Annotated in this window: 20 protein-coding genes and 2 pseudogenes; 16 read left to right on the top strand and 6 right to left on the bottom strand. The window is 73.1% G+C overall.

What is annotated here, in order from left to right:
* The first annotated feature begins 32 nt into the window (after nucleotides 1-32).
* Both FHU30_RS10335 and FHU30_RS10330 read left to right on the top strand, forming a co-directional pair.
* Nucleotides 33-944 carry a glycoside hydrolase family 16 protein gene (locus tag FHU30_RS10335; protein ID WP_253874447.1) on the top strand — a complete coding sequence of 304 codons (912 nt, stop codon included), beginning with the start codon at nucleotides 33-35 and terminating at the stop codon, nucleotides 942-944.
* Nucleotides 945-972: 28 nt separating this feature from the next.
* Entirely contained in the window at nucleotides 973-2,331 is a 1,359-nt protein-coding gene (locus FHU30_RS10330) for a dihydrolipoyl dehydrogenase family protein (RefSeq protein ID WP_253874446.1), read from the top strand.
* A 6-nt stretch (nucleotides 2,332-2,337) separates the two neighbouring features.
* Here the strand turns inward: FHU30_RS10330 and FHU30_RS10325 are convergent, their stop codons facing one another.
* From FHU30_RS10325 to FHU30_RS10320, 3 genes and pseudogenes are all read right to left on the bottom strand, one after another.
* Nucleotides 2,338-2,937, bottom strand: a complete 600-nt coding sequence (locus tag FHU30_RS10325) for a Uma2 family endonuclease (RefSeq protein WP_253874445.1) — start codon at nucleotides 2,935-2,937, stop codon at nucleotides 2,338-2,340.
* A 179-nt stretch (nucleotides 2,938-3,116) separates the two neighbouring features.
* Nucleotides 3,117-3,257: pseudogene (locus tag FHU30_RS47615) on the bottom strand (recombinase family protein); the annotation flags it as partial.
* The gene (locus tag FHU30_RS10320; protein ID WP_253874444.1) at nucleotides 3,230-3,862 is read right to left on the bottom strand and encodes a recombinase family protein; all 633 of its coding nucleotides are present in this window, start codon (nucleotides 3,860-3,862) and stop codon (nucleotides 3,230-3,232) included. The pseudogene FHU30_RS47615 and the gene FHU30_RS10320, both read right to left, overlap by 28 nt.
* Nucleotides 3,863-3,947: 85 nt before the next feature.
* Between FHU30_RS10320 and FHU30_RS10315 the strand changes: the two are divergent.
* Nucleotides 3,948-5,948, top strand: a pseudogene (locus tag FHU30_RS10315) (thioredoxin domain-containing protein).
* Nucleotides 5,949-6,175: 227 nt separating this feature from the next.
* Nucleotides 6,176-7,348: a C40 family peptidase gene (locus FHU30_RS10310; RefSeq protein WP_253874442.1), complete on the top strand. Its 1,173-nt coding sequence runs from the start codon at nucleotides 6,176-6,178 to the stop codon at nucleotides 7,346-7,348.
* Nucleotides 7,349-7,373: 25 nt separating this feature from the next.
* On the opposite strand, the gene FHU30_RS10305 is transcribed toward FHU30_RS10310, so the two are convergent.
* Nucleotides 7,374-8,018: an acyl-CoA-like ligand-binding transcription factor gene (locus tag FHU30_RS10305; RefSeq protein WP_253874441.1), complete on the bottom strand. Its 645-nt coding sequence runs from the start codon at nucleotides 8,016-8,018 to the stop codon at nucleotides 7,374-7,376.
* Nucleotides 7,999-9,513, bottom strand: coding sequence for a DHA2 family efflux MFS transporter permease subunit (locus FHU30_RS10300; protein WP_253874440.1), 1,515 nt, complete (start codon nucleotides 9,511-9,513; stop codon nucleotides 7,999-8,001). Before FHU30_RS10300 ends, FHU30_RS10305 begins: the two co-directional genes overlap by 20 nt.
* Nucleotides 9,514-9,629: 116 nt before the next feature.
* Here FHU30_RS10300 and abmR point away from each other — a divergent pair, with 116 nt between their 5' ends.
* The 8 genes from abmR to FHU30_RS10260 all read left to right on the top strand — a co-directional run bounded on the left by abmR (nucleotide 9,630) and on the right by FHU30_RS10260 (nucleotide 17,663).
* Entirely contained in the window at nucleotides 9,630-10,151 is a 522-nt protein-coding gene (gene abmR, locus FHU30_RS10295) for an ATP-binding transcription factor AbmR (protein ID WP_253874439.1), read from the top strand.
* Between the two features lie 94 nt (nucleotides 10,152-10,245).
* Complete coding sequence (locus tag FHU30_RS10290) at nucleotides 10,246-10,803, top strand: hypothetical protein (RefSeq protein ID WP_253874438.1); 558 nt, start codon at nucleotides 10,246-10,248, stop codon at nucleotides 10,801-10,803.
* Nucleotides 10,804-10,848: 45 nt separating this feature from the next.
* A complete protein-coding gene (locus FHU30_RS10285; protein ID WP_253874437.1) occupies nucleotides 10,849-11,721 on the top strand; it encodes an isoprenyl transferase in 873 nt (290 codons plus the stop codon).
* 131 nt (nucleotides 11,722-11,852) lie between these two features.
* Nucleotides 11,853-13,247, top strand: coding sequence for an RNA 5'-3' helicase PhoH2 (phoH2, locus tag FHU30_RS10280; protein WP_308211255.1), 1,395 nt, complete (start codon nucleotides 11,853-11,855; stop codon nucleotides 13,245-13,247).
* 449 nt (nucleotides 13,248-13,696) lie between these two features.
* Complete coding sequence (locus tag FHU30_RS45940; protein WP_301322941.1) at nucleotides 13,697-14,905, top strand: aggregation-promoting factor C-terminal-like domain-containing protein; 1,209 nt, start codon at nucleotides 13,697-13,699, stop codon at nucleotides 14,903-14,905.
* Nucleotides 14,906-15,214: 309 nt separating this feature from the next.
* Nucleotides 15,215-15,664, top strand: coding sequence for an aggregation-promoting factor C-terminal-like domain-containing protein (locus FHU30_RS46975; RefSeq protein ID WP_308211254.1), 450 nt, complete (start codon nucleotides 15,215-15,217; stop codon nucleotides 15,662-15,664).
* Between the two features lie 235 nt (nucleotides 15,665-15,899).
* Complete coding sequence (locus tag FHU30_RS10265; protein WP_253874436.1) at nucleotides 15,900-16,379, top strand: aggregation-promoting factor C-terminal-like domain-containing protein; 480 nt, start codon at nucleotides 15,900-15,902, stop codon at nucleotides 16,377-16,379.
* Nucleotides 16,380-16,514: 135 nt separating this feature from the next.
* The gene (locus FHU30_RS10260; protein WP_253874434.1) at nucleotides 16,515-17,663 is read left to right on the top strand and encodes a S8 family serine peptidase; all 1,149 of its coding nucleotides are present in this window, start codon (nucleotides 16,515-16,517) and stop codon (nucleotides 17,661-17,663) included.
* A gap of 44 nt (nucleotides 17,664-17,707) precedes the next feature.
* Here the strand turns inward: FHU30_RS10260 and eccCa are convergent, their stop codons facing one another.
* Nucleotides 17,708-21,700 (bottom strand): type VII secretion protein EccCa, encoded by a 3,993-nt coding sequence (eccCa, locus tag FHU30_RS10255; RefSeq protein WP_253874432.1) that lies wholly within the window; start codon nucleotides 21,698-21,700, stop codon nucleotides 17,708-17,710.
* Between the two features lie 171 nt (nucleotides 21,701-21,871).
* Between eccCa and eccD the strand changes: the two genes are divergently transcribed.
* From eccD to FHU30_RS10235, 4 genes are all read left to right on the top strand, one after another.
* On the top strand, nucleotides 21,872-23,260 hold the full coding sequence (gene eccD / locus FHU30_RS10250) for a type VII secretion integral membrane protein EccD (protein WP_253874430.1): 1,389 nt from the start codon (nucleotides 21,872-21,874) through the stop codon (nucleotides 23,258-23,260).
* A 10-nt stretch (nucleotides 23,261-23,270) separates the two neighbouring features.
* The gene (gene eccB, locus FHU30_RS10245) at nucleotides 23,271-24,641 is read left to right on the top strand and encodes a type VII secretion protein EccB (protein WP_253874428.1); all 1,371 of its coding nucleotides are present in this window, start codon (nucleotides 23,271-23,273) and stop codon (nucleotides 24,639-24,641) included.
* A 180-nt stretch (nucleotides 24,642-24,821) separates the two neighbouring features.
* Nucleotides 24,822-25,163 (top strand): WXG100 family type VII secretion target, encoded by a 342-nt coding sequence (locus FHU30_RS10240; protein WP_253874427.1) that lies wholly within the window; start codon nucleotides 24,822-24,824, stop codon nucleotides 25,161-25,163.
* 116 nt (nucleotides 25,164-25,279) lie between these two features.
* Nucleotides 25,280-25,576, top strand: a complete 297-nt coding sequence (locus FHU30_RS10235; protein WP_253874426.1) for a WXG100 family type VII secretion target — start codon at nucleotides 25,280-25,282, stop codon at nucleotides 25,574-25,576.
* Nucleotide 25,577: the final 1 nt, after the last annotated feature.

Here is a 25,577-nt window from a genome sequence, read left to right as displayed (position 1 = left end):
ACGGGCGGCCCGAGCGGGGTTCTGATGTGGGGATGGGGATCTCCGCGTCCACCCGGGTCGGGGCGTGCGTCCGGAGCCGGGCGTCTGCCCGGATCGGGGTGTCGGCGTTGCTGATGGCGACGCTCGCCGCCGGCTGCTCCGGCTCCGGGCCGGGCCCGGATCGCGCGGAGCCGCCGTCCGCGCCGGGCGGTGGCGGCGTCCCGTCGTCCGGGCAGGTCGCCGCCTCGGCCCCGACGCCCACCGGCTCCCCGATCCCGCGTCCCGTGCAGACGACCGACCCGCCCACGCCCGCCTTCTGGGGACGGCCGGTCGTCGAGGACGGCTTCGACGGGACGTCGGTCGACGCGTCCAAATGGATCGTCTACGACAGCCCGAACGACCGGGTGAACCCGCGCACCGCCGCCGCGACGAAGGAGGACGCGGGCACGCTGCAGCTCACCGGCGGGATCTACGGCGGCAAGGACCTCTCGGGCGGCATCGCGTCCCGGCTCACGCAGACGCACGGCCGCTGGGAGGTGCGGATGCGCGCGTCCAAGGGCGCCGGGTACTCGGCGGTCGCGCTGCTGTGGCCGAAGGTGTTCGGCGACCCCGAGAAGGCCGAGATCGACTTCGCCGAGATGATCGACCCCACCAAGCAGAGCAGCGACCAGTACATCCACTACGGGCCGAACGACACGCAGAAGCACAACGTCCTGAAGGCCGACTTCACGCAGTGGCACGTCTTCGCGCTCGACTGGCTGCCGCACCGACTCACGTTCTGGCTCGACGGCCAGAAGGTCTGGGACTACCAGGGCGACCTCACCCCGGAGCGCTCGCAGATGGGCCTGGCGCTCCAGAACGACCAGGTCTGCGACCGCGGGCCGGGCTTCTGCCGCACCCGCTCCACGCCGCAGTGGGTGACCATGTACGTCGACTGGATCAAGATCTACCGCGCTCCCGGTTGACCCGGATGCCGTAGGGCAGGATGGCCGCATGAGCGAATCGGTGGACATCGTCGTGATCGGCACCGGCCCCGGAGGCGAGGACGCCGCCGGCCGCCTCGCGGAGGCGGGCCTGTCGGTCGTGGCCGTCGAGTCGCGCCTGGTCGGCGGCGAGTGCCCGTACTACGCCTGCGTCCCGACCAAGATGATGGCGCGCGCGTCCGACCTGCTCGCCGAGTCCCGCCGCACGTCCGGACGCGCCGGGACCACCACGGTCGCGCCCGACTGGACGCCCGTCGCCGAGCGCATCGCGACCGACGCCACCGACCACTGGAACGACCAGGTCGCCGTGGACCGCCTCCAGGACAAGGGCGTCCGCGTCGTCAAGGGCCGCGGCCGCATCACCGCCCGCGGCGAGGTCACCGTGGACGACCAGACCTTCCGGGCGACCCGCGGCATCCTCCTCAACACCGGCACAAGCCCGACCGCGCCCCCCATCGACGGCCTCGCCGACCTCCCCTACTGGACGAACCGCGACATCGTCCAAGTGACTGAAGCCCCCGCCTCGCTCCTGGTGCTGGGCGGCGGCGTGGTCGGCGCCGAGCTGGCCCAGATCTTCGCCCGCTTCGGCACCGAGGTCACCATCGTCGAAGTGGCCGACCGCCTCCTCGCCCAGGACGAACCCGAGACGTCCGACCTCATCGAGCGGGTCTTCACCGACCAGGGCATCACCGTCCGGACGGGCGCGAAGGTCTCGGCCGCCTCCCACGACGGCTCGTCCTTCACCCTGTCCCTTCCCGACGGCGACCTGACCGCCGAACGCCTGCTCGTCGCCGCCGGCCGCCGTCCCAACATCCGCGACCTCGGCCTCGACCACTACGGCGTGGACGACACGGCCCGCGCCCTCCCCGTGGACGACCGCCTCCGCGTCACCGACGGCCTTTGGGCCATCGGCGACATCACCGGCAAGGGCGCCTTCACCCACATGTCCATGTACCAGGCGGCCATCGCGACCCGCTCCATCCTCGGCGAGGACGGCCCCTGGGCCTCCTACCACGCCGTCCCGCGCGTCACCTTCACCGACCCGGAGATCGGCGCCGTCGGCCTCACCGAGGCCCAGGCCCGCGACCAGGGCCTCAACATCCGCACCGGCACGACTCGGATCCCCGACTCGTCCCGGGGCTGGATCCACGGCTCCCCGGGCAACGAGGGCTACATCAAGCTCATCGAGGACGCCGACCGCGGCATCCTCGTAGGCGCCACCACCGCCGGCCCCTACGGCGGCGAGATCCTCGGCCTCCTCCTCACCGCCGTCCACGCCAGAGTCCCCACCGCCACCCTGAAGACCATGATCTACGCCTACCCCACCTTCCACCGAGCCATCGAATCCGCCCTCACCGACCTCGGCTAGCCACCCCTACTGCTCAGGAACCAGGCCAGCGGTGTCGAGGGCGAGGTTCCACGGCGCGGGCAGCGTCACCTTCTCGCCGAGCGGGATCACGTGGACGTCCCGATACTTCTCCTTCTCGGGAAGCGGGTGCGACAGCAACGTCAGACTCTGCTCGAAGCTGTCGATGATCACGACGATCGGGACACCGCCCGCCGCGTAACCGGCCGGCTTGACCTTGTGGTCGTCGCCGGTGCTGCTCGCGGACACCACTTCGACCGCGAGCACCACGCCGTCGCCGTGGAGATGGTCCTTCCCCCAGAGCGGAGCGTCCGGCGGGGCGACCGTCAGGTCGGGCCGGTACCTGTCACGCTGCGGCCCGAGGTACACGGCGATGGTGGACGAGAACTCCCAGTCGTTCGCGCATACCACCGCCATCAGGGCTTTGAGCAGCCGTGAAATGATCTTCTCGTGGAGCCAGGTGGGCATCGGACCTACCTGGATCCGGCCGCCGACGATCTGGATCCGCGCCCGCGGATGCCGCTCGCAGAGCTCGGCGTAGATCTCATCGATGTCCACATCGGCGTCGTTCGTCTCCACCACCACCGGGCGTTCGAGGACCTTGGCCATGGCAGCATCATTCCCTCCAGACGTCGGGGGCGCAACGTGTCCGAATAATCACCCAGGGTCGCGATGAGTGTTTCGGTTGTCCGTCGATCGAACGAACTGGTCGGCTGATTTCGAGACGGTTCGATGATGGCCGGCCATGCGCCGAGGACGAGGCCGTCGTCGTTCCGGACGAGATCGCCGTCCAGCATGCGAAGCCCGGCGTTGCGTGGACTGGACACGATCTGCTTGATGGTCTGAGCCCTCCAGGGGCCGCCGCGCCGGGTGGGGAGACCCGACCGGACGAAGATCCGGGTTATCTCGGCCCACGATTCGCCCGCGATGCAGGCGGCGACCGCTCGTCGAATGACTGCGGCCTCCTCCGGGACGATGAGGATCGTTCCCGGGACGCCGGGGGAGCGCTGGTAGCCGAACAAGCGTCCGCCCGTATGGGCGGCTCCCCTCTCAGCCTGGGCCCTGTGCCAGCGTCGCGTGCGGCCTTCCGCCTGATGTTCTCGCAGACGGACACGGCGACGCCCTCTGCGGCCAGGGCATAACCCCCGGCTGAGTCGAGGTCCACGCGCCCCTCCTCGACAGCGAGCAGCCGCCCGGGGCGCGAACGGAAGGCGCAGAGGAAGCGCTCAAGTTGTGCCGGTGTCTTGAAGAGGCGGTCCTCGTCCGTGCACGCCACTCCGTCCACGGAGCGCCCGTCGTCCGTCCTGTCCCGATAGAGGGCGAGCAGGAGCGCATCGAAGCCCGGCCTGGGGGCGTCACGGCTCGCCGACCGGTCGTTGTCGGTGTAGCGGTGGACGATCGATCCGCCCTCGGGCTGGACGATGCGCTCGATCAGGGCGTGCTGGGACTGAACACCGAACTCCGCGCGTTCGGTGCCCCGCTTGCCGGAGAGGTCGCTGATCCGGGCGTAGGCGATGAGGTGGAGGCGTCTCATGCCGCCAGTGCAGCAGAAGTCACTGACAGTCCGTTCTCGCTCGGTCGCTGTCCGTGCCTGATCGCGCGTGTGAGAGGCTGGCCGCATGAACCGGCTAGCGCAGGCGACGTCTCCGTACCTGCTGCAACACGCCACCAATCCCGTGGACTGGTGGGAGTGGGGAGAGGAGGCGATCAGCGAAGCGAAGAGGCGGGACGTACCCATACTGCTATCAGTGGGGTACGCGTCCTGCCATTGGTAGCTTCGCTGATCTTCCTGGTGTCATGTGATGGCGCATGAGTCGTTTGAGGACGGCGAGACGGCGGCGTTGATGAACGAGATGTTCGTCAACGTGAAGGTGGACCGCGAGGAGCGGCCGGACATCGACGCGGTCTATATGGAGGCCACGCAGGCGATGACCGGGCAGGGCGGCTGGCCTATGACGGTGTTCATGACGCCGGACGGCGCGCCGTTCTACTGCGGGACGTACTTTCCGCGGCCGCGGTTTCAGGCGCTGCTGCGGGCCGTCCAGAAGGCGTGGACGGAGCAGCGGGACGACGTCGAGGAGCAGGGGCGGCATGTCGTTGATGCGCTGACGCCGACCGGTGCCGCTTTGGCCGGGGGGCTGGCTCCTGGTGAGGAGCTGCTGATCGACGCGGTCGAGTCGTTGGCGGAGAACTACGACGCGGCGCGCGGCGGGTTCGGGGGTGCGCCGAAGTTTCCGCCGTCGATGGTGCTGGAGTTCCTGCTTCGGCATCACGTCCGGACGAAGGACGACCGCGCGCTCGCCATGGCCGCGCACACGATGGAGGCCATGGCGCGGGGCGGGATGTACGACCAGCTCGGCGGCGGGTTCGCGCGGTATTCGGTCGACGCGCATTGGGTCGTTCCGCATTTCGAGAAGATGCTGTACGACAACGCTTTGCTGGCGCGGGTCTACGCGCATTGGTGGCGTATTACCGGGAGTCCGTTCGCGCGGCGGATCGCGTTGGAGACGTGCGACTGGATGGTCCACGACCTGCGGACGGCGGAGGGCGGGTTCGCCTCGGCGCTGGACGCCGACAGCGAGGGCGAAGAGGGCCGCTACTACGTCTGGACGCCCGAGCAGCTCGAAGAGGTGCTCGGCCCGGACGACGCGGCGTTCGCCGTGGAGCTGTTCGACGTGACCGGGACGTTCGAGCACGGGACGTCCGTCCTGCAGTTGCTCGACGACCCGGACGACCGCACGCGGTACGAGCGTGTCCGCGCGGCGCTGCTCGCGGCGCGGGAGCAGCGGGTGCCGCCAGCGCGGGACGACAAGGTCGTGGCGTCGTGGAACGGGCTGGCCGTGGCGGCGCTGGCCGAGTGCGGCGCGCTGTTCGAGCGCCCGGACCTGGTGGCGGCGGCGGAGGACGCGGTCCGGCTGCTGCTGACCGTCCATCTGCGCGATGGACGCTTGACGCGCACGTCCCGGGACGGTGTCGCCGGAGCCAATACCGGCGTGCTGGACGACTATGGAAATGTGGCCGAAGGGCTACTCGCGCTACACGGCGTCACGGGCGACCCGGCGCACCTGCGGCTGGCGGGTGAACTTCTGGAGACGGTTCAGGAGCGCTTCTCGGACGGCCAGGACGGTTTCTACGACACCGCCGACGATGCCGAGCGGCTGTTCCGGCGTCCCAAGGACCCGACCGACAACGCGACGCCGTCCGGGCAGTTCGCCGCGGCGGGGGCGCTGCTCTCGTATGCGGCGCTGACCGCGTCCTCGTGGGCGCGCGAGTCCGCCGCGGGCGCGCTCGCTCCCGCGGCGGTGCTGGCCGAGCGGGGCGCGGCGCGGTTCGCCGGGTGGGGCCTGGCGGTCGCCGAGGCGAACCTGGCGGGTCCGCTGGAGATCGGGATCCTCGGACCGCCGGACGACCCGCGCACGCACGAGCTGCACCGCGCCGCGCTCATGGCGACGTCGGCCGGGGCGGTCGTCAGCATCGGCGAACCGGGCGTCGAGGACGTCCCGCTGCTGGCGAGCCGCCCGCTGGTCGACGGCGCGCCGACCGCCTACGTGTGCAAGGGTTTCGTGTGCCGCCTGCCGGTCACGACCCCCGCCGCCCTGGCCCGCGAACTACAGGAGTAATTGGACCGGGAGTCCATTTTTGTCACGGGGTGACCTTGATCTCTTCTGTGGTTGGTGTTACCACTTGGTAGCGGAGACGGGACTGACCCAATGCGGCCCCTATGGGCAGGGTGTCGCCGGAGACGCCGGGTATCTGGACTCTGGTCGCGAATCTGCGCCATAGTCGATGCCGGATGGCTCGATGCCGACCCGAGCGGGTCCCGCCGAACGACAGAGGGAGCGATGCCGTGCGCAAGCCGAACCGCCGGGTTCTACCGACGATCATCGGCGTTTCGGTCGTGACCACCCTGGCCGTGAACACGGCCGTGGTGGTGGCCTACGACGGGCGTACGCGCCACCACGCTCCCCAGACGATGACCGGGGGGTTCGTCGCCGCGTCCAGCGACTCGGCGATCACGCCGCAGTCCGTCCAGCCGGCCGGCAGGCGACTCGAACCGCAGGTGATGGTCGCGGGCGCCACCACGCTCCCCGCGGACGTCCTGGACAAGATCCGCAAGCTGAAGGGCGTGCAGGGCGTAGAGACCGTGGACGCCGTCCAGGCGATGATCGCGGGCAAGCGGGTCGGGCTGATGGGCGTCAACCCGTCCACCTTCCGCAACTACACGCCCGAGCCGACCGCCAAGTCCGACCCGCTGTGGCGCAACATCGCCGGCGGCGACGTCGCGATCTCGTTCACGATGGGCAACGACGGCGGCGTCGCGCTCGGCAGCCGCGTCCCGGCGGGCGGCAAGGACCACCAGACCCAGCTGCGCGTCGGCGCGTACGCCACGATGGGCATCGGCGACGTGGACGCGGTGGTCTCGCACCAGACCGCGATGGCGCTCGGGCTCCCGTCCGGCAACGCGATGCTCGTCAGCGCGCCGAAGGTGGACAGCGGCAAGCTGCTCAAGGCCGTCCGCAAGGTGCTGCCGAAGGGCCTCAAGGCGGTCGAGGTCGACCCGAAGATCGACTACCCGTCGGCCGGCGGCAACTCCGGCGTGCCGGGCAAGGTCATGACCGCGAACCAGGTGCAGACGGTGATCCGCGCCGCCGCGTCCCGGATCGGCTGGCCTTACGTCTGGGGCGGCGAGTCGGAGTCCGAGGGCGGCTACGACTGCTCGGGCCTGCTGCTCTACGCGTTCGCCAAGGCCGGCATCCACATGCCGCGGGTGGCCGCCGACCAGGCCCGCACCGGCTGGGTGATCCCGTTCAGCCAGGCGCAGCCGGGCGACCTGCTCATCTGGGCGAACGACCCGACCGCGCCGGGCTACATCTCGCACATCGCGCTCTACATCGGCGACGGCAAGATGATCGTGGCGCCGCACACCGGGACGAACGTCCAGATCCAGAGCGTCTACTTCCGCAACTTCAAGGGCGCCGTCCGGGTCAGCCCGCAGATGGCCGCCCGCGCCGCCGACTGACGACTGCGCCCGCGCCGCGCTGCCCCTAGATGGGGCAGCCTGCGGCGAGGAACGCGAGGTTGTGGTCGATGAGCTCGGGCATGTCCTCCATGCCGACGCGGCCGTCCAGCCACGCGTACATCGCCGACATGAGGACGCCGACGACCGCCCAGGCGAGCGCGTCGGCCTCCAGGTCGTCCGGGGCGCGCCCGGCGCGCTCGGCGATGACGTCCCGGAGCATCGCCTGCGTGCCGGAGCGCATCGCCTCGAACGTCCGCGACCGGACGGACGGGACGGTCGCGGTGAGCCGCATCCGGGTGAGCACGGTGTCGCCGTCGCCGCCGTCCAGCATCTCGGGCAGCAGGTCCCGCAGGACGCGGCGGATCGCCTCCACCGGGTGCAGCTCCGGCGGCTGCCGCCGCAGGTCGGCCGCCATGACCGGGTCGTACTCGTCCGACACGACCACGTCCTCCTTGGTGGGGAAGTAGCGGAAGAACGTGCTGGGCGAGATCTCCGCGGCGGCCGCGATCTGCTCGACGGTCGTGCCGTCGTAGCCCTGGCGCTCGAAGAGGCGGAGGGCGTGGTGCTGGATCGCCCGCCGCGTCTTCAGCTTCTTGCGCTCCCGGAGCGGCAGCCGGTCGAGCGGGTCGTCGGCGCGGGCGGCCCGCTGGTCAGGAGGCGATGTGCTCATGGTCCGATTCTGGTGCATCGACGTCCGGACGGGCGGGACGGGGCAGCAGCCGCCACACCAGGAACGCCATCAGCAGCGACCCCGCGGCGGACACCGCGAGGACGGCGTCCATCCCGGCCGTGTAGGCGTCCCGCGCGGAGTGCAGCAGCGCCGCGTCGCCGGTCTTCCGGGCCATCGCCGCCGCCACGCCGATCGACTCGCGGGCCGCGTGCGGGACGTCCGAGCCGAGGCGGTGCCTGTACACCGCCGACGAGACGCTGCCGAGCGCGGCCACCGCGAGCGCGCCGCTGGTCTGCCGGATCGTCTGCACCAGGCCCGAGCCGCGCCCGGCCTGGTCGTCCGGAAGGCCCGCGAGCGCCATGTCCATCGCCGGGACGAGCGCGAACCCGGTGCCGAGCCCGGTGATCGCCAGCCACGTCGCGACGAACGCGTAGGACGACCCGGAGCGGCTCAGCGCGCCGAGCAGCAGGCCCGGGACGACCAGCAGCAGCCCCGCCACGATGATCGGCTTGTGCCCGACGCGCGGCGCGAGCCGGTCGACGGCGATCCCGGCGACCAGCAGCCCGGCCATCATCGGGATCATCCTCAGCCCGGTGCCGAACGCGTCCGCGCCGCGCACCGCCTGGAGGTACTGCGGCAGGACGAACAGCGCCCCGGACATCACGACCGTCCCGACCGCGCCCGCGAGCGTCCCCCAGAGGAACGCGGGGGAGCGGAACAGGCGCAGGTCCATCAGCGGCTGCGCGATCCGCGACTCGCGGACGACCAGCGCGGCGAGCAGCACGACCCCGCCGGTGATCGCGGCGACGACGGCCGGGGACGTCCAGCCGTTCTCGGGGGCCTGGATGACGCCGTAGACGAGCAGCGCGAGCCCGCCGGCCGACAGCGCGGCGCCGGGCAGGTCCAGCCGGGGCACCGACGGGTCGCGCGACTCCGGCAGCAGCAGCGCGACCGCGATCCCGCCGACCACCACGACCGGGACGTTGATCAGGAAGATCGAGCCCCACCAGAAGTGCTCCAGCAGGATGCCGCCGAGCAGCGGCCCGAGCGGCAGGCCGAGCGCCATCGCGCCGGACCAGACCGCGACCGCGCGGGTGCGCTCCTCCGGCGGGAAGATCGCGGGCAGCATCGACATCGACAGCGGCATCACCATCCCGGCGCCGATGCCCATGAACATGCGCGCGACGATCAGGCCGTCCGCGCCGTCCACCAGACTGCCGCCGAGCGACGCCGCGCCGAACAGGGCCAGCCCGGTGAGCAGCAGCCGCTTGCGCCCGAACCGGTCGCCGAGCAGCCCCGCGGGGAGCAGCAGCGCTGCGAACACCAGGATGTAGGCGTCCACGATCCACTGCAGCTGGCTGGTCCCGGCGTGCAGCTCCACCGAGAGCGTCGGCAGCGCCACGTTCAGGATCGTCATGTCGAACCCCAGCGCGAGCAGGGCGAGCGCGAGCGCGCCCAGCCCCGACCAGCGCCGCGCCTTCGCGGACATCACCATGACAGCAACCCTCCTTTGAGTGTCCCTATGAAATGAAAGTAACTCTCAAAAGATGGCGACTGTCAATCCAGATCCCGCCCTGGCACGCCCTCCCGGGCAGGTGTAATTTTGATTACATGACTACGAGCGAAGCGACCGAGGCCGTGCGCGGCTGGTTCGCCGGGCGCCTGCCGGACGGCTGGTTCGAGGCCGCGCCCGAGATCGTGCTGGACCGCGAGGAGATCGGCGTCATCGGCCGCCTGCCCGAGCCGTCCGCCGCCACCGGCGTCTCGGACACCGAGCGCGCCGAGGTGCTCGCCGGCCACGTCCAGAAGTTCCGCGAGGGCACCCGCGACCAGCGCATCGCCATCGCCCGCGAGGCCGAGCACCGCTTCGGCCAGAAGGTCTCCTGGGGCGCCGCCTGCGGCGAGCACGAGGAGATGTTCACGACCCTCTCGGTCCCCGTCATGACCCGCCTGCGCCAGCCCGAGCGCCGCGTCCTGGACACCCTGGTCGACGCCGGCGTGGCCCGCAGCCGCAGCGACGCCCTCGCCTGGTGCGTCCGCCTCGTCGGCAAGAACACCGACGAGTGGCTCACCGAACTCCGCACCGCCCTGGAACACGTAGAACGAGCCCGAGCCGCCGGCCCCACCCCCTGACGAATCCGCTGGTCAACGTGGGTGGGGTGGGATTTGCGGGATCTTCGCTTTCGGGGGGTGGGGGGTTGGGGCGGGGGGTGCCTAGGGTGGCGATGTGGGTGGACTTCGGTGCCTTGACGGCTCGGCGCTCGCGGTCGTGCCGGTGGCGGCGCGGGACCGGCGGGGGCTCGCCTACGAGGTGACGCTAGAGCTCCGGCGGGACGGCGATCTGTTCGGACGCGTCGGGGAGCGCTGCGGGTACTTCCTCGGCGATCTCGAGCGGCGGCTCGCGGCGGCGCGGGCGGACGGGTCGCCGCAGGCGGAGGCGTGGCCCGATCCGGACGACCGGTTTCCCGACCCTGCGCACGAGCGGTGGATCTCCGGGCCGTTCGCGGCGGCCGAGCCGGAGCTGTTCGCCTTCCGCTACCGGGACCGCGGCGACCTGGCCAGCACGGGGGAGCTGCGGTGCAGCGTCCGCACGTCGGCGGCCTGGGTCGGCCCGCACGGGTCGCCGGACGGGCGGTGGCGGCTCGCCAGGCGGGCGGTCGTGGAGGCGTGGGGCGCGGGCGGACGGGGCGTCCGGTCCGTGCTGACGGCGGGGCAGCTGGCCGACTTCCTCGCGGATCTGCTCGCCGAGGCAGATCGTCTGGGACGAACCGTGGGCCATAATTGAGCGTCGTTTCCGTCAAGGAACGGTCGCGCGAGGGGGTGCCCACACATGGCGGACGAGCGGAGGGCCGGCAGGAGCCGGGCCATCCGGCGGCACCGTCCACGCCGGGCCCCGGCCGAGGACGGCGTCATCGGCGCGATCCGGCACAGCGCCCCGTACGTCGCCTTCCGCGACGTGGTCTACCGGCTCTACGCGCGGCGCGTCGAGCGGTACATCCCGATCGAGGTCGTCCCGCGGCACGTCGGCGTGATCCTGGACGGGAACCGCCGCTGGGCGCGCGCGATGGGCATGGACGACGTGAACCGCGGCCACCAGCGCGGCGCCGACAAGATCAGCGACCTGCTGCACTGGTCCACCGAGGCGGGGGTGGAGGTGGTCACGCTGTGGCTGCTGTCCACCGACAACCTGTCGCGGCCGGCGGGCGAGCTGGAGCCGCTGCTGCGCATCATCGAGAACACCGTGGAGGGCCTCGCCGCCGAGGGATGGCACGTCAAACCGGTCGGCGCGCTCGATCTGCTGCCCGACAAGACCGCTTTGGTGCTCAAGAAGGCCGGAGAAGAGACATCTGACCGTCCAGGCCTGATTGTGAACGTCGCGGTTGGGTATGGAGGTAGGCGTGAGATCGCTGATGCGGTGCGCTCACTGCTCGTTGAGCAGGCGGGTAAGGGAACCAGCATCGAGGAGCTCGCCGAGATCCTCGACGTCGAGCACATCGCCGAGCATCTCTACACGCGCGGCCAACCGGACCCCGACCTGGTCATCCGCACCTCTGGTGAGCAGCGTCTGTCCGGGTTCATGCTGTGGCAGAGCGCGCATTCGGAGTTCTACTTCTGCGAGGTCCACTGGCCGGACTTCCGCAAGGTGGACTACCTGCGGGCCCTGCGCTCCTACGCCGCGCGGCACCGGCGCTACGGTTCCTGACGGTCGCTGCCCCACCCCCGCGATCACCGCTCCGGGCTCGTCCCGTCCATGCCCGCGCATGGGCGGCTTCGGCGTGCCAGGGGAGCGGACCGCCGCGCCACGAGTTCATCCCCCACGATCAGGGAGATCGAGTGGCCACAACCCTCCCGCGCCGTCCCGAGTCCGGCGACCACGCCGGGCCGTCCGGCGACCGTGACACCGCCGGCGCGACCGGCGGCCGTGACGGCGCTCCGGACCGGCGCACGTACGTCCTCGACACCAGCGTCCTGCTCGCCGACCCGGGGGCGATGACCCGGTTCGCCGAGCACGAGGTCGTGCTTCCGATCGTCGTCATCTCCGAGCTCGAAGGGAAGCGGCACCACCCCGAGCTCGGCTACTTCGCCCGGCAGGCGCTGCGCACCCTGGACGACCTGCGTCTCACACACGGCAGGCTGGACGAGGCGCTGCCCATAGGCGAGCTCGGCGGGACGCTCCGGGTGGAGCTGAACCACTCCGACCCGAGCGTGCTGCCGGACGGGTTCCGGCTCGGCGACAACGACACCAGGATCCTGTCGGTCGCGAGCTGGCTGGCGCACGAGGGCCGCGACGTGGTGCTGGTCTCCAAGGACCTGCCGATGCGGGTGAAGGCGTCGGCGGTGGGGCTGGCGGCCGAGGAGTACCGCGCGGAGCTGGCGGTCGTGGAGTCCGGCTGGACCGGGATGCGGGAGATCGAGGTCACCGCGGCGGCCGTCGAGGAGCTGTACGACGGCGGCCGGGCCGACCTGGAGGAGGCCCGCGACCTGCCCTGCCACACGGGCCTGCGGCTGCTGTCGGAGCGCGGCTCGGCGCTCGCCCGGACCGCGCCGGACAAGTCCGTCCGGCTGGTGCGCGGCGACCGCGAGGTGTTCGGGCTGCGCGGCCGGTCCGCCGAGCAGCGGGTCGCGCTGGACCTGCTGATGGACGAGACGGTCGGCATCGTCTCGCTCGGCGGGCGCGCCGGGACGGGCAAGTCGGCGCTCGCGCTCTGCGCGGGGCTGGAGGCCGTCCTGGAGCGCCGGGCGCACCGCAAGGTCGTGGTGTTCCGGCCGCTGTACGCGGTCGGCGGGCAGGAGCTCGGCTACCTGCCCGGCACCGAGAACGACAAGATGTCGCCGTGGGCGCAGGCGGTCTACGACACGCTCTCGGCGGTGACCACGCCCGAGGTCATCGAGGAGGTGCTCGACCGGGGGATGCTGGAGGTGCTCCCGCTCACCCACATCCGCGGCCGGTCGCTGCACGACGCGTTCGTGATCGTGGACGAGGCGCAGTCGCTGGAGCGGGGCGTCCTGCTGACCGTGCTGTCGCGGATCGGCGCGGGCTCCCGGGTCGTCCTGACGCACGACGTGGCGCAGCGCGACAACCTCCGGGTCGGACGGCACGACGGTGTCGCGGCCGTAGTGGAACGGTTGAAAGGCCATCCGCTGTTCGCGCACGTGACGCTGACGCGGTCCGAGCGGTCGCCGATCGCGGCGCTGGTCACCGACATGCTGGGAGACGTCGGCGTGTGACGGCCGCCGGATAGGCGCAGAGTGATCATGTAGCGACGTTCCGTGGACGCCCCGATGGCCCGAGGGTCATCGGGGCGTCCATGTTTCCACCACGCAAAGTGATCAGTAAACATCACCGCGTGTAACTGTGACGAACGTCACAGAACATATGGCGAACATAAGGAATCCCAGGTCCCGTAGCGCATCGGGCCATTCCGGGGACGAGTTGACAACCGTCCCACAAAGACCATCAATCTCGATTTGGTTGCGAAGCACCCGATCGGGTCGGGCATTGTGAGTCCCCGTAAGCACCCCCGAGCGGTGTGCGGACGGCGGGCGGCCCCCTGACGCGCCCCTGTCCCGCGGCCGCTTCGGGCCGGGACGCCGCCGCGCGCGGGGTCCCGCGACGGCCCAGGGGTGGAAGTCTCGTCCGCGCGTCCATGTGCGGAACGACCGTCGGAAGGACCGCCTTGTCCGGAGACCGTTCTGGCTCCTCTTGGCGAGACGATCGACACAACTCCGACCCCCTGGGGCAGGACGGCCACGGCTCGCCCGCCTCACCGGAGTTCGGGTCGGCCGCGGCCCCCCACGCCCAGCCCACCGGTTCCGAGCCGTTCGGCGCCCCTGGCGAGTTCGGCGCAGACGCCCCCGGCGCGTTCGGCGCGGACGCCCCCGGCGTGTTCGGCGCAGACGCCCCTGGCGCGTTCGGCGCAGAGCCCCACGCCGCCGGACCGTTCGGAGCGGACCCCCACGCCGCTGAGCCGTTCGGAGCCGCGTCCGACGCCACGCAGGCGCACGACGACGACGTGAAGGTCGCGGGCTCGGCCCGGCGGCCCGGTGAGGGCGGGGCGGGCGACACCGGCGAGCTGCCCCCCGTCGCGTCCGGCTTCCCCGGAGCCACCGAGGTCATCTCCAGCGACCAGCCCCCGGCCCCGCGCGCTCCGCGCCGCGCCCGCGGCGGCCGTCGTCCCGCGCCGAAGTCCGGCCCCGGCCGGTCCGGCTCGTCCGGCGGCCCGTTCGCGCGCACCGGAGTGAAGATCGCCGCCGTCGCGGCGGGCGCCGCCGTGGTGATCGGCGGCGGTGCCGCCGCCGCGTTCGCGCTCACCGGTTCGGACTCCGGCCCGGCCAAGAAGGGCCCGGACAAGACCACCCTCGCGGCCGGCCCGAACACGGCCAAGCCGCCGGCGATGGACACCGCGCAGCTCGAAGCCCTGCGCAAGAAGCAGGCCCTCGACCGCGCGTCCCGCGCCGCCCGCGGCGAGACCGACCCGACCAAGCTGATGCCCAAGGGCAAGCCGGTCCCGTCGCCGTCCAAGACCGCCGACTCGTCCGGCGGCGGCGGAGGCGACAACGGCCCGAGCGGCGACCCCGTGCCCGCGGGCGAGGCGCAGTCGATCGCCAAGCAGCTGCTGCCGAGCTTCGGCTTCTCCGGCTCCGGCCAGTTCGGCTGCCTGGTGAAGCTCTGGAACCGGGAGAGCGGCTGGAACACCCACGCCTCCAACCCGTCCGGCGCCTACGGCATCCCGCAGGCGCTGCCCGGTTCGAAGATGGCCAGCGCGGGCTCCGACTGGCGCAACAGCGCCTCGACCCAGATCAAGTGGGGCCTCGGCTACATCAAGGACCGCTACGGCACGCCCTGCGGCGCCTGGGCGCACAGCCAGTCCACCGGCTGGTACTAACTCCACAAACATCGGACGGCCCGTAAGGCGGGCCGTCCGCGTGCGGGACGCCCTCCCCATTCAACGGAGGGGAGGGGTCCCCCGGCGCGCGAGTCCGCGCCCCCAGGCCGGTCCTCCCTCTTGAGGCCGGTCTCCACCTCGGCAGCACGTGCGGGCCGTCTCCCTCCAGGGGACGGTTCTCGCCGCACGGCCATCGCGTCTCCAGACGCCCCGGCGCCCGGTCGCCCCGCCCGCACGGACAGGGCCGCGCCCGCCCGAGGTGCCCTCCGCCGGACCGACCGGTCCGTCCGGCATGACGAAAGGTCTGCTTTGGCTGTCAAGCCCCTCCGGCGTTCCGCCACGTTCGTGCTCGCCGCGTCCCTGGCCTTCGGGGTGGTCGCCGAGACCGTCCCCGCGCAGGCGGCGGCTCCGACCCGCACCGCGGTGACGGCGAAGACCACGGCGAAGAAGCTCACCCGGGCCCAGCGCAACCAGGCGATCGCGAAGCGCATGGTCGCCAAGCGCGGCTGGTCCACCCGGCAGTACAAGTGCCTGGTGAAGCTCTGGAATCGGGAAAGCCACTGGAATCAGAAGGCCGGGAACCCGTCCGGCGCGTACGGCATCCCGCAGGCGCTCCCCGGAAGCAAGATGCGCAGCGCCGGCAAGGACTGGCGGACGAACCCGCAGACCCAGATCAAGTGGGGTCTGCGCTACATCAAGGGCCGCTACGGCACCCCCTGCCGCGCGCTCGGCCACTCCAACGCGCGCGGGTGGTACTAACCACTACGCCCCGATCGGACGGCATGTCCGTCGATGAGCGTTTGTGACGTCTGATCTGTAGCGCTACGCCCTACGTGGGCGAGATGTCCTGCTGCGGACGCGAGGGGACGGACTTCGGTCCGTCCCCTTTTGTCCGCCCGCTCGGGAAGCGCTCGTCCATGGGTCGGCAAAAGCCCGGTGCGGTGCTCCGGAATCTCCCCGCGTCCCGGCCCGGGCCCGGAGCACGCTACGACCCGTGTCCACTCACCGAAGCACCGACAACGTCCGAGGGCGGTCGCGCCGCATCCGCGCCACCGCCCGCCTGGCCGCCGTCGGCACCGCCGCGGCCCTCGTCGCCGCGCCGCTGCTCGCCGACCCGGTGAAGAGCACCACCTCCACCGCGGAGGCCAGCACCCTCTCCACGACCGACCGCGCCGAGCGCAACCAGTCGCTCGCGCGGGCCCTCATGGCCCGGCTCGGCTGGGGCTCCGACCGGCAGTTCCGCTGCCTCGAACAGCTCTGGACGCGCGAGAGCCACTGGAACGAGCACGCGCACAGCCCGTCCGGCGCCCACGGCATCCCGCAGGCGCTCCCCGGCTCGAAGATGTCGGCGGCGGGCCCGAGCTGGCAGTCCGACCCGCGTACACAGATCAAGTGGGGCCTCCGCTACATCCGCGGCCGTTACGGAAGCCCCTGCACGGCCTGGGGGCATTGGCAGGCGTCCAGCTGGTACTGAGTCCGGTAGTGCGCGCGCCCCGGGACGCGTGACCCGGCCGACCCGCCCGGAGCGTCCCGCCTTCACCGGTGGGACGCTCCGCGTTTTGCCCGGCTTGGTGGATCTTGGGGTGGACGGCGGCCCTACGATGCGGGGGTGCGAAGTTGGCTCAGCGCGGTGGCGACCGCGGGCGCGGCGGTCACGCTGGCAGGCGTCCTGGCGCCCGGTGCGGCTCTCGCAGGCGCGCCCGCGCCCGGCGCGCTCCCCGGGATCCCGGAGAAGCTGCCCGAGCGCAGCGGGTGCGTCCAGGGCTCGGCGGTCGTGGTGTCGCAGACGCCGTGGCAGCAGGTCGTCCTCGCGCCGCAGCGGGCCTGGCCCCTGACGCGCGGGGACGTTCCGGTCGCGGTCGTCGACACCGGCGTGGACGCCGGGTCCTCGTGGCTGGGCGGACGCGTCGAAGGCGCCGGCAAGGACTGCGTCGGGCACGGGACGTTCGTTGCCGGGCTCATCGCGGCCCGGCGGGGGAGCGGCGGCCCGTTCGCCGGAGTCGCGCCGGACGCCCGGATCATCGATGTGCCGGCCACCGACAACACCGGCGAAAGCTCGCCGAAACGCATCGCGGCAGCGGTGACCACCGCCGTGGGACGCGGCGCGAAGGTCATCGCGGTGACGCTCGCGCAGGGACGCGGCGGCGATCTCGACCGTGCGGTCAAGGCCGCCGCCGAGGCCGACGTGCTCGTGGTCTCGGCCGTCACGCCCGCCGACGCCGAGCACGGCCCGGTCAGCTGCGTCCCGAACGTGCCGGGCGCGCTGTGCGTCGGCGCGCTCGGACCGGACGGACGCGTCGCCGAACCCGCCGAAGCCAGGACCGATCTGCTCGCCCCCGGCGTCTCGGTCGTGGGCATCGGACCGCGCGGTTCCGGCAACTTCGCCGGGACGGGCTCGTCGCTCTCAGCGGCCTTCGTCGCGGGCGCGGCGGCGCTATTGCGCGCGCACGAGCCGAAACTCACCGCTGTTCAGGCGGCTGCACGGCTCCGGGCCACCGCCTACAGGAACGCCGTGGGCGGCGCGGGCGGGCTCGACCTGTATGCGGCGCTGACGACCGTGGGGTCCGGGTCGTCCGGGCAGGTGGTCGTCGCGCCGCCGCTTCCGACCTACGGACCCGGCAAGGCCCGCGGCGACGGCGGGGCCGTCCGGGACGCGCTGGCCGTAGCGGCCGTGTTCGGCGGCCTCGTGGTGGCCGTCGGAGTCGGCGCCGTCGTCGTCCCGCGCGGCAACCGCCGCTCCTGGCGCCCACCCGCCTGACGCCGCGCGCCCACCCGCCTGACCGGCTCCCCCCACGCCCCGGGTCAGTCGAGGAGGGCGGTCTGGACCTGGGTCTGCGTGCGGCGCGACAGCCAGAGGCCGCGGCCGGGCGGGAACTGGCGCGGCTTCACGTTGCCGAACAGGACGCCCTCGGCGGTCGGGCATGACAGCAGGACGGCCGGGGTGTTCAGCTCGGTCAGGCGGCGCAGCAGCGGCTCGTTCATCGCGCGGCCGACGCCGTTGGCGGCGCGCGCGACGATGACGTGCAGCCCGACCTCCGCGCCCTGCGCGAGCATGTCGAGCAGCGGCTCGAACGGGCTGCCGCCCATCGGCGAGGTCATCAGGTCGTAGTCGTCCACCAGCAGGAACAGCTCGGGGCCCTCCCACCAGTCGCGGCTGCGCAGCCGGTCGGGGGTGATCTCCGGGCCGGGCATCCGCTTGCCGATGGCGTCGGCGGCGGCGCGGGCCATCTGCCGCGCGACGTCCGCCGAGACGGCGTAGCCGAGCCGGTACTCCTCCGGCACCGCCTCGTACAGCTCGCGGCGGAAGTCCATCGTCATCACGCGCGCCTCGGCGGGCGAGTAGCGCGAGGTGATCGCGCGCGCGACGAGGCGCATCAGGTTCGTCTTGCCGCTCTCCGCGTCGCCGACGACCATCAGGTGCGGGGTGGCGGAGAAGTCGTGCCAGAACGGTTCGAGCTCGCGTTCCTCCACGCCGAGCGGCACGCGCAGCGCGCCTTCGGGCTCGGGCAGGGCGGCGACGGGCAGCTCGTCCGGCAGCATCCGCACGCGCGGCGCGGACGGCCCGTCCCACGCGTCCGCGATGGCGGCGACCAGCGCGGCGAGCCCGGCGGCCACGTCGGACGCGTCGCCCGAGCCGTCCACGCGCGGCAGCGCGCCGAGGAAGTGCAGGCCGTCCTCGGTGAGGCCGCGGCCGGGGACGCGCGGCACCTCGCGGGCCTTGCGCATCTCGATCAGCGAGTCCATCGGGTCGCCGAGCCGCAGCTCGATCCGGGTGCCGATCTGGTCGCGCAGCGCCGGGGTGATCTCGTTCCAGCGCGGCGAGGCGACGACCAGGTGCACGCCGTAGCCGAGCGCCCGCTGCGCGAGCTGCGCCACCGACATCGACAGGTCCTGGAAGTCCTGCCGGAAGGTGGACCAGCCGTCCACGACCAGGAACACGTCGCCGTGCGGCTCGTCTGGGAACTCCCCGGCGGCGCGGCGGCGGCGAAAGTCGGCCATCGAGTCCACGCCGCGCGCGGCGAAGAGCCGCTCGCGCCGGGCGAGCACGCCGGTGACCTCGCCGACCGTCCGGGCGACGCGCTCGGCGTCGAGCCGTCCGGCGACGCCGCCGACGTGCGGCAGCCCGGCGAGCGCGGACAGCCCGCCGCCGCCGAAGTCCAGGCAGTAGAACTGCGCCTCGACCGGCGTGTGGACGAGCGCCAGCCCCGTGACCAGCGTCCGCAGCATCGTGCTCTTGCCGCTGCGCGGGCCGCCCGCCACGCCGGCGTGCCCGCCCGCGCCGGACAGGTCCGCGACGAGCGCGTCGCGGCGCTGGTCGAACGGGCGGTCCACGATCCCGACCGGAACCGTCAGCGGCGGCTGCCCGGTCGCGGACAGGCCCCGCCCGTTAACGACCGACGACGGCAGCAGCAGGTCCAGCGTCGGCGGCTCGGCGAGCGGCGGCAGCCACACCCGGTGCGCGGGCGGCCCGGCGTCCCGGAGCCGGTCGACCGCCAGCTCCAGCAGCGACGGCGCGGACTCGTCCCGCTCCGGCTCCGGGACGGCCGGCAGCGGCGTGCGCGGCGCGAGGTAGCGGGTGCCGTACGCGGTGACCTCGCCCGCCCCGGCCGCCATCGCGCCCGCCCGCCGCCGCGGACGGTACGGACCCGACACGTAGGCGGCCTTGAACCTGGTCAGTGTCGCGGTGTCGCCGCGCAGGTAGCCGTTGCCGGGCGCCGGCGGCAGCTGGTAGGCGTCCGGGACGCCGAGCACGCCGCGGCTCTCCATCGCCGAGAACGTCCGCAGCCCGATCCGGTACGACAGGTGGGTTTCAAGCTGGTGCATGCGGCCCTCGTCGAGGCGCTGCGAGGCGAGCAGCAGGTGCACGCCGAGCGACCGCCCGAGCCGTCCGATCATCACGAACAGGTCCATGAACTCGCGGTGCGCGGCGAGCAGCTCGCTGAACTCGTCCACCACGACGAACAGCGTCGGCAGCGGGCGCAGCGCGGTCCCGGCGGCGCGCGCCGCCTCGTACTCGTGGATGTTGACGTAGTTGCCCGCCGCGCGCAGCAGCTCCTGGCGCCGGATCAGCTCGCCGTGCAGCGCGTCCTGCATGCGCGCGACCAGCGCGGTCTCGTCAGCGAGGTTGGTGATGACCGCCGAGGTGTGCGGGAGCGTGTCGAGCCCGAGGAACGTCGCGCCACCCTTGAAGTCGACCAGGACCAGGTTCAGCGTCTCGGACGAGTGGGTCAGCGCGAGCGTCAGCACCAGCGTGCGCAGCAGCTCGCTCTTGCCCGAGCCGGTCGCGCCGATGAGCATGCCGTGCGGGCCGCTGCCGCCGAGCGCCGACTCCTTGATGTCCAGCTCGACCGGGCGGCCGTCCGCGCCGTACCCGATCGGGACGCGCAGCCGCTCGGCCGGCCCGCGCCCGGCCCACAGCGCGCCGATGTCGTGGACGGCCAGGTCGCCGACGCCGAGCAGCGACGTCAGGTCGAAGTCGGTGGTCAGCGGGTCGGACACCTCGGCGTTCAGGTTGATCCGGTACGGCGCCAGCCGGACGGCCAGGGCCCGCGCGGCGGCCGGACCGAGCCGGTCCGGACGGCCGAGGACACCGGCCGCCTCCGAGCCGTCCGCGTCCGCGCCGCCCGCGCCGTCCGCGCCCGCGCCGACATCGACGCCGACGCCCGCGTCCGCGTCCTGCTCGCCGAGGACGCGGACCTCGTCGGCGTCCACGTCCAGGTGCAGCGCGTCCCACTCGCCGCGCGGTTCGAGGGTGCCGCCGACGTCCAGCACGGTCGTGTTGCGGTAGCCGGCCGCGCCGAGCCGCCCACCTGGTGGAACGTTCCCGCCATCCAGCACCACCACGGTGTACGGCTCGTCACGGTCGGGCGAAGCGTCGGGGTCGAACGGCGGACGTTCCGGGAACTCGCCGCCGATCAGGCTCTCCAGCTCGGCGGCCGCGTCGGTGAACAGCCGGACCGGCCCCGCCGCGTCCTGCTCGGTCGGATGCAGCGCGTGCGGCAGCCACTTCGCCCACTCCCACGCGCCGCGCCGCGCGTCCGACACGCAGAACACCAGCCGCAGGTCGTCGGGCGCGTGCAGGACGGCGAGCTGCGCGACCATCGCGCGCGCCAGGTCCGCCGCCACCTCGCGGTCGCCGGTCAGCCGCACCACCGGGTAGCCCGGCAGGTAGGCCGCGACCGGCTGGTCCGGGACGTGCGAGTAGGCCCGCAGGAAGCTGCGCAGCGCGTGCGCGCACAGCGGTTCGAGATCCTCGACGGGCTTGGTGGACGGCGGTTCCAGGTCCACGTCCAGCGGTTGCTCGCCGGTCGCGATCCGGATCTCGCCGAAGTCCTCGTCCTCGGGCCGCCGCTCCCACAGGCGCGGGCCGCCGACGAGCGTCCACAGCGCGTCCGGGTCGGGGTGCCGCCACTGCCGCGCGGCGCGCTGCGCCGCGATCGCGGACCGCACCCGGCGCCGCATCTGGGCCAGGTAGCGCAGGTAGTCGCGGCGCTCCCCGGCGAGCCGCCGCTTGCGGTCGCCCGCGCCGCGGGCGAGCTGGCCGACCAGCATGGCCAGCGTCGACACCAGCATCAGCCCGGCGGCCAGGTACATGAACGTGCCGCCACCGCCGCCCGGATGGATGAAGATCAGCACGGTCGCGGCGGACGCCAGGCCCATCGGCAGGTAGGTCAGGAACGCCGACAGGTTCGCCTGCTGCTCGGGCAGCGCGGGCGGCTCCTGGAGTTCCATGCCGCCGGCGGGGGGAGGCGGTCCGGGCAGGCGCGGGGGACGCCGGAACAGCACCAGGCTCACTCGTGATCCTTCCACCGGGGAGAGCGGGACAGATCATGCCATGCCATAGTTTCCGCGCACACCGTGTCACCGTGCACTCCGCGGTGCCCCGCGCGCTGCGCGTTCGTGCACCGCGCGCGGCCTCCCGCCCCACCGTGCCCTGCCGTGTCCTACCGAGAAGGGTGACTCCAGGTGACCGACACCACGACGGCCGGCCTGTGCCGGCTCACCGTCCGGGCTCCCGGCCGCCGCTTCGAGCTGGCGGTCCCGGCGGACGTCCCGCTCGCCGAGCTGCTGCCCGTGCTGGTCGAGCACGCCCGCGCCGGCGCCGCCCCCGGCGAGGCCCGGGCCGACGCGGCGGGCGGCTGGGTGCTGCAACGGCTGGGCGAGGACCCGCTGGACACCGAGCGCGGCGCCGCCGACCTCGGCCTGCGCGACGGCGAGACCGTCCACCTGCGCCCGCGCGCCGACCGGCTGCCGCGGATCCACTTCGACGACCTGGTGGACGGCATCGCCACCGGGATGCGCGAGCGGCCGGACGCCTGGCGGCCCGCGTTCACCCACCACCTGCTGATCGGCCTGTCGGTCGCCGCGCTCGCCGCCGCGTTCGGCATCGCGGCGCTGACCGGCCCGGCGTCCGCGCGGGTCCCGCTGTGCGCGGCGTTCGCCGTCCTGCTGCTGATCGGCGCGACGCTCGCGGCGCGGGCGCTCGGCGACGGCGGCTCGGCCACCGCGCTCGGGCTCGCGGCCGTCCCGTACGCGGCGGCGCTTGGCGCGCTCGTCCCGCACGGCCCCGCCGGGGACAAGCTGATTGGCGCGCGGCTGCTGGCGGGCGGCGCGTCCGGGACGGGCGCAGCAGCGCTGGCGCTCGCAGGAGTCGCCGTATGCGCGCCGCTGTTCCTCGCGGTCGCGGTGATCACGCTCTCGTCGGTGCTCGGCGGGACGTTCATGGTGCTCGGCGACTACAGCCCGTCGCAGGCGGCGGGGGCCGTCGCGGTGCTGGTCATGGTGTTCGGCGCGTTCGTCCCGGTGCTCGCGTTCCGGCTCGCGGGCTTCCGGCTGCCGCCGCTCCCGACCAACGCCGACCAGCTGCAGGAGGGCATCGAGCCGCATCCGGCGGCCGACACGCTGCGCCGCTCGGCCGTCGCCGACGGGTACATGACCGGCCTGTACGCGGCGGCGGGCGCGCTGTGCGCGGCCTGCCTCGGCGTGCTGGTCCTCGCGGGGCACCGGACCGGGCTGCGGGACGGCATCGCCGGGGTGCTGTGCCTGCTGCTCCTGCTGCACGCCCGCGCGCTCGGCGGCGCCTGGCAGCGCTTGGCGATGGTGCTGCCCGCCGCGTTCGGCCTCGGCCTCCTCGCGGTCACCGCGCACGGCCCGGCGCGCGGCGCGGCGCTCGCGGGCTGCATGCTCGCCGCCGCCGCGCTCGCCGTCGCGGCCTGGTCGCTGCCCGGCCGCCGGACGCTGCCGTACTGGGGACGCGCCGCCGACGTGCTGCACACGCTCGCCGCGATCGGGCTGATCCCGCTCGTGCTGTGGAATCTCGGCGTGTACGACGCGCTGCGCGGCGCGCTGAGCTGAGGGGACGGCCATGCAGACCCGACGCGACCAGGTCCAGGCGCACCGGTTCGTGGTGAACCGGCTGACCACCGGCATGCTGCGCGCCGAGCCCGACGTCCCCGAACCGCCGACCGTCCGCACCACGCAAGGTCTCCTGGTCGGCGCGTGCCTCGCCGTCATCGTGTGCGTCGGCGCGGTCGTGTACGGGGTGGTGACGGGCGGCGGCGACGCCTGGCGCAAGGCCGGGACGGTCGTCACCGAGAGCGAGACCGGCGCCCGGTTCGTCTACCTCGACGGCTCGCTGCACCCGCTGCTGAACTACTCCTCGGCGCGGCTGCTGGCCGGGCACGAGCCCGAGATGCACAGGGTCGGGCGCGACGCGCTGCGGAACGTCCCGCGCGGCGCGCCGCTCGGCATTCCCGGCGCGCCGGACGCGCTGCCGCCGCAGTCCCGGCTCACCGCCGACCCGTGGCAGGTCTGCTCGGACGGCGGCAAGACCGTGCTGGACGTGGCGTCCGCGCCGTCCGGCGGGGCGCTCGATGACAAGCATGCGCTGGTGGTGAGCGGCCCGGACAAGGCCCGCTACCTGCTGTGGCGCGGGCACCGGTTGAAGATCGGCCAGGCCGCGCTCGGTGCGCTCGGGTACGGCGCGGTCACGCCCTACCCGGTCGGCGCGCCGTTCCTGAACGCGGTGGCGGCCGGGCCGGAACTCGCCGCGCCCGTCCTGCCCGGCGCCGGCAAGCCCGGTACCCCGGTCGCAGGACGGCCCGCGAAGGTCGGGCAGCTGTTCGTCCTGCATGTCGCGGGCGGCTCGGACCAGTACTACCAACTCCGCCGCGAGGGCCTCACCCCGCTCACCGCGACCCTGTTCGACCTGTACCGCACGGACGCGGGGGAGCCGCGCGTCCTGTCGTCGGCGACGACCTCGGTAGCGCCGCCTCCGGACGACGGCCTCCCTCCGGCCCCGCCCGCTCCGGCCGCGGCAGGCTCCGGCGGCCTCCCGTGCGTGCGGATTGCGCCCGGCGCGGACACCGCCGACGTCGCCGTATCGCTCGTGCCCCAGGACCGGGTAGGCGGACGGTCCGTCACCGCCCAGCCGAACACCGCGCCGTCCTGTGCCGCCCCCGACCTGATCGGGACGCGTCCCGGCCACGGCGTGCTGGCCGCCGCACTGCCCGCCGCCGGACGGCCCCGCGTCGCGACCGACTACCTGGTCACTGACGAGGGCGTGAAGTACCCCGTGCCGAACGCGGACGCGGCGAAGGCGCTCGGCTACTCCGGCGACGTCATGCTCCCCGGGACTGTCCTGGACTTGCTGCCGACCGGTCCGGTGCTGGACGCGGGCGCGGTCCGGTCCGGCTCGGCGTCCGCCCCGGTGCTCCCGTGCGCGATGGGCTGGTAGGCCGACGCCGTGACGGGCGAGGGGAACGTCGGGTTCCGCCCGATAGGTGAACGTTGTTTCAAATTTTCGTCTGGGCTCTGGAATCGGCCCCGGCGGCTGTGATCAACTACCGCCTGCCGCGGCCCGCCCGGCGGTCCGCGTCCCACGACCCCGCTCGACCCCCCGCGAGAAGGATCCGCCATGACCGCTGACCAGGGTGTGCCCGGAACGCTCCAGACGACCGACCAGGCGATGACCACCGGCATCCGCGCGCTGGAGACCGCGGCGGGCGACTGCCGGGGCGTGCACCTGATGGTGGACGAGATCCGCGGCTCGCTCAGCGCGGGGTGGACCGGCGAGGCGGCGACCCGCTACCAGAACGCGGTGCACGAGTGGCTCACCGACCTGCAGGGCGTGATCTCCAAGATCGAGGAGATGGGCAACCTGCTGATGAGCCACGACGCGTCCTACAAGCGCATGGAGAACGACAACATCGACCAAGCGATGGCCTGGATCGGCAAGGAGCTCGGCGCCGCGGGCTGACCCGCCCCCGCCGGCCGCGCGCCGCGGGCTTACCCGCCGCCGCCGGCCGCGCGCCGCGGACCGACCCGCCGCGCCGCCTCGCCCCGCCTTCCCCCCGCCTCCCGAAGGAGAGATCCATGCCCGACTACACCGTCCACACCGGCACCGTCGACAGCGTCACCGACGACCTGGCCCAGGCCACCCTCCGCGTCGGCGCGATCGTCGCGCACCTCAACGACCAGATCGAGCCGCTGAAGTCGCAGTGGCTGGGTGAGAACCCGCAGACCTACCAGGCCGTCCAGAACGCCTGGAACGCCAAGGTCGAGGACATGCGGACGGTCCTCACCAAGGCGCAGCAGGCGCTGGTGGAGATCCGCGCGAACTACTCCGGCACCGACGCCAAGCTGTCCTTCCAGTGGTCGGAGATCCGCTGAC

This window comes from Actinomadura rupiterrae, assembly GCF_024172125.1.
In the GTDB taxonomy this organism is placed as follows: domain Bacteria; phylum Actinomycetota; class Actinomycetes; order Streptosporangiales; family Streptosporangiaceae; genus Spirillospora; species Spirillospora rupiterrae.
The sequence above is the reverse complement of the archived record's forward strand: the minus strand, read 5'-3'. Positions and strand labels throughout refer to the sequence as shown.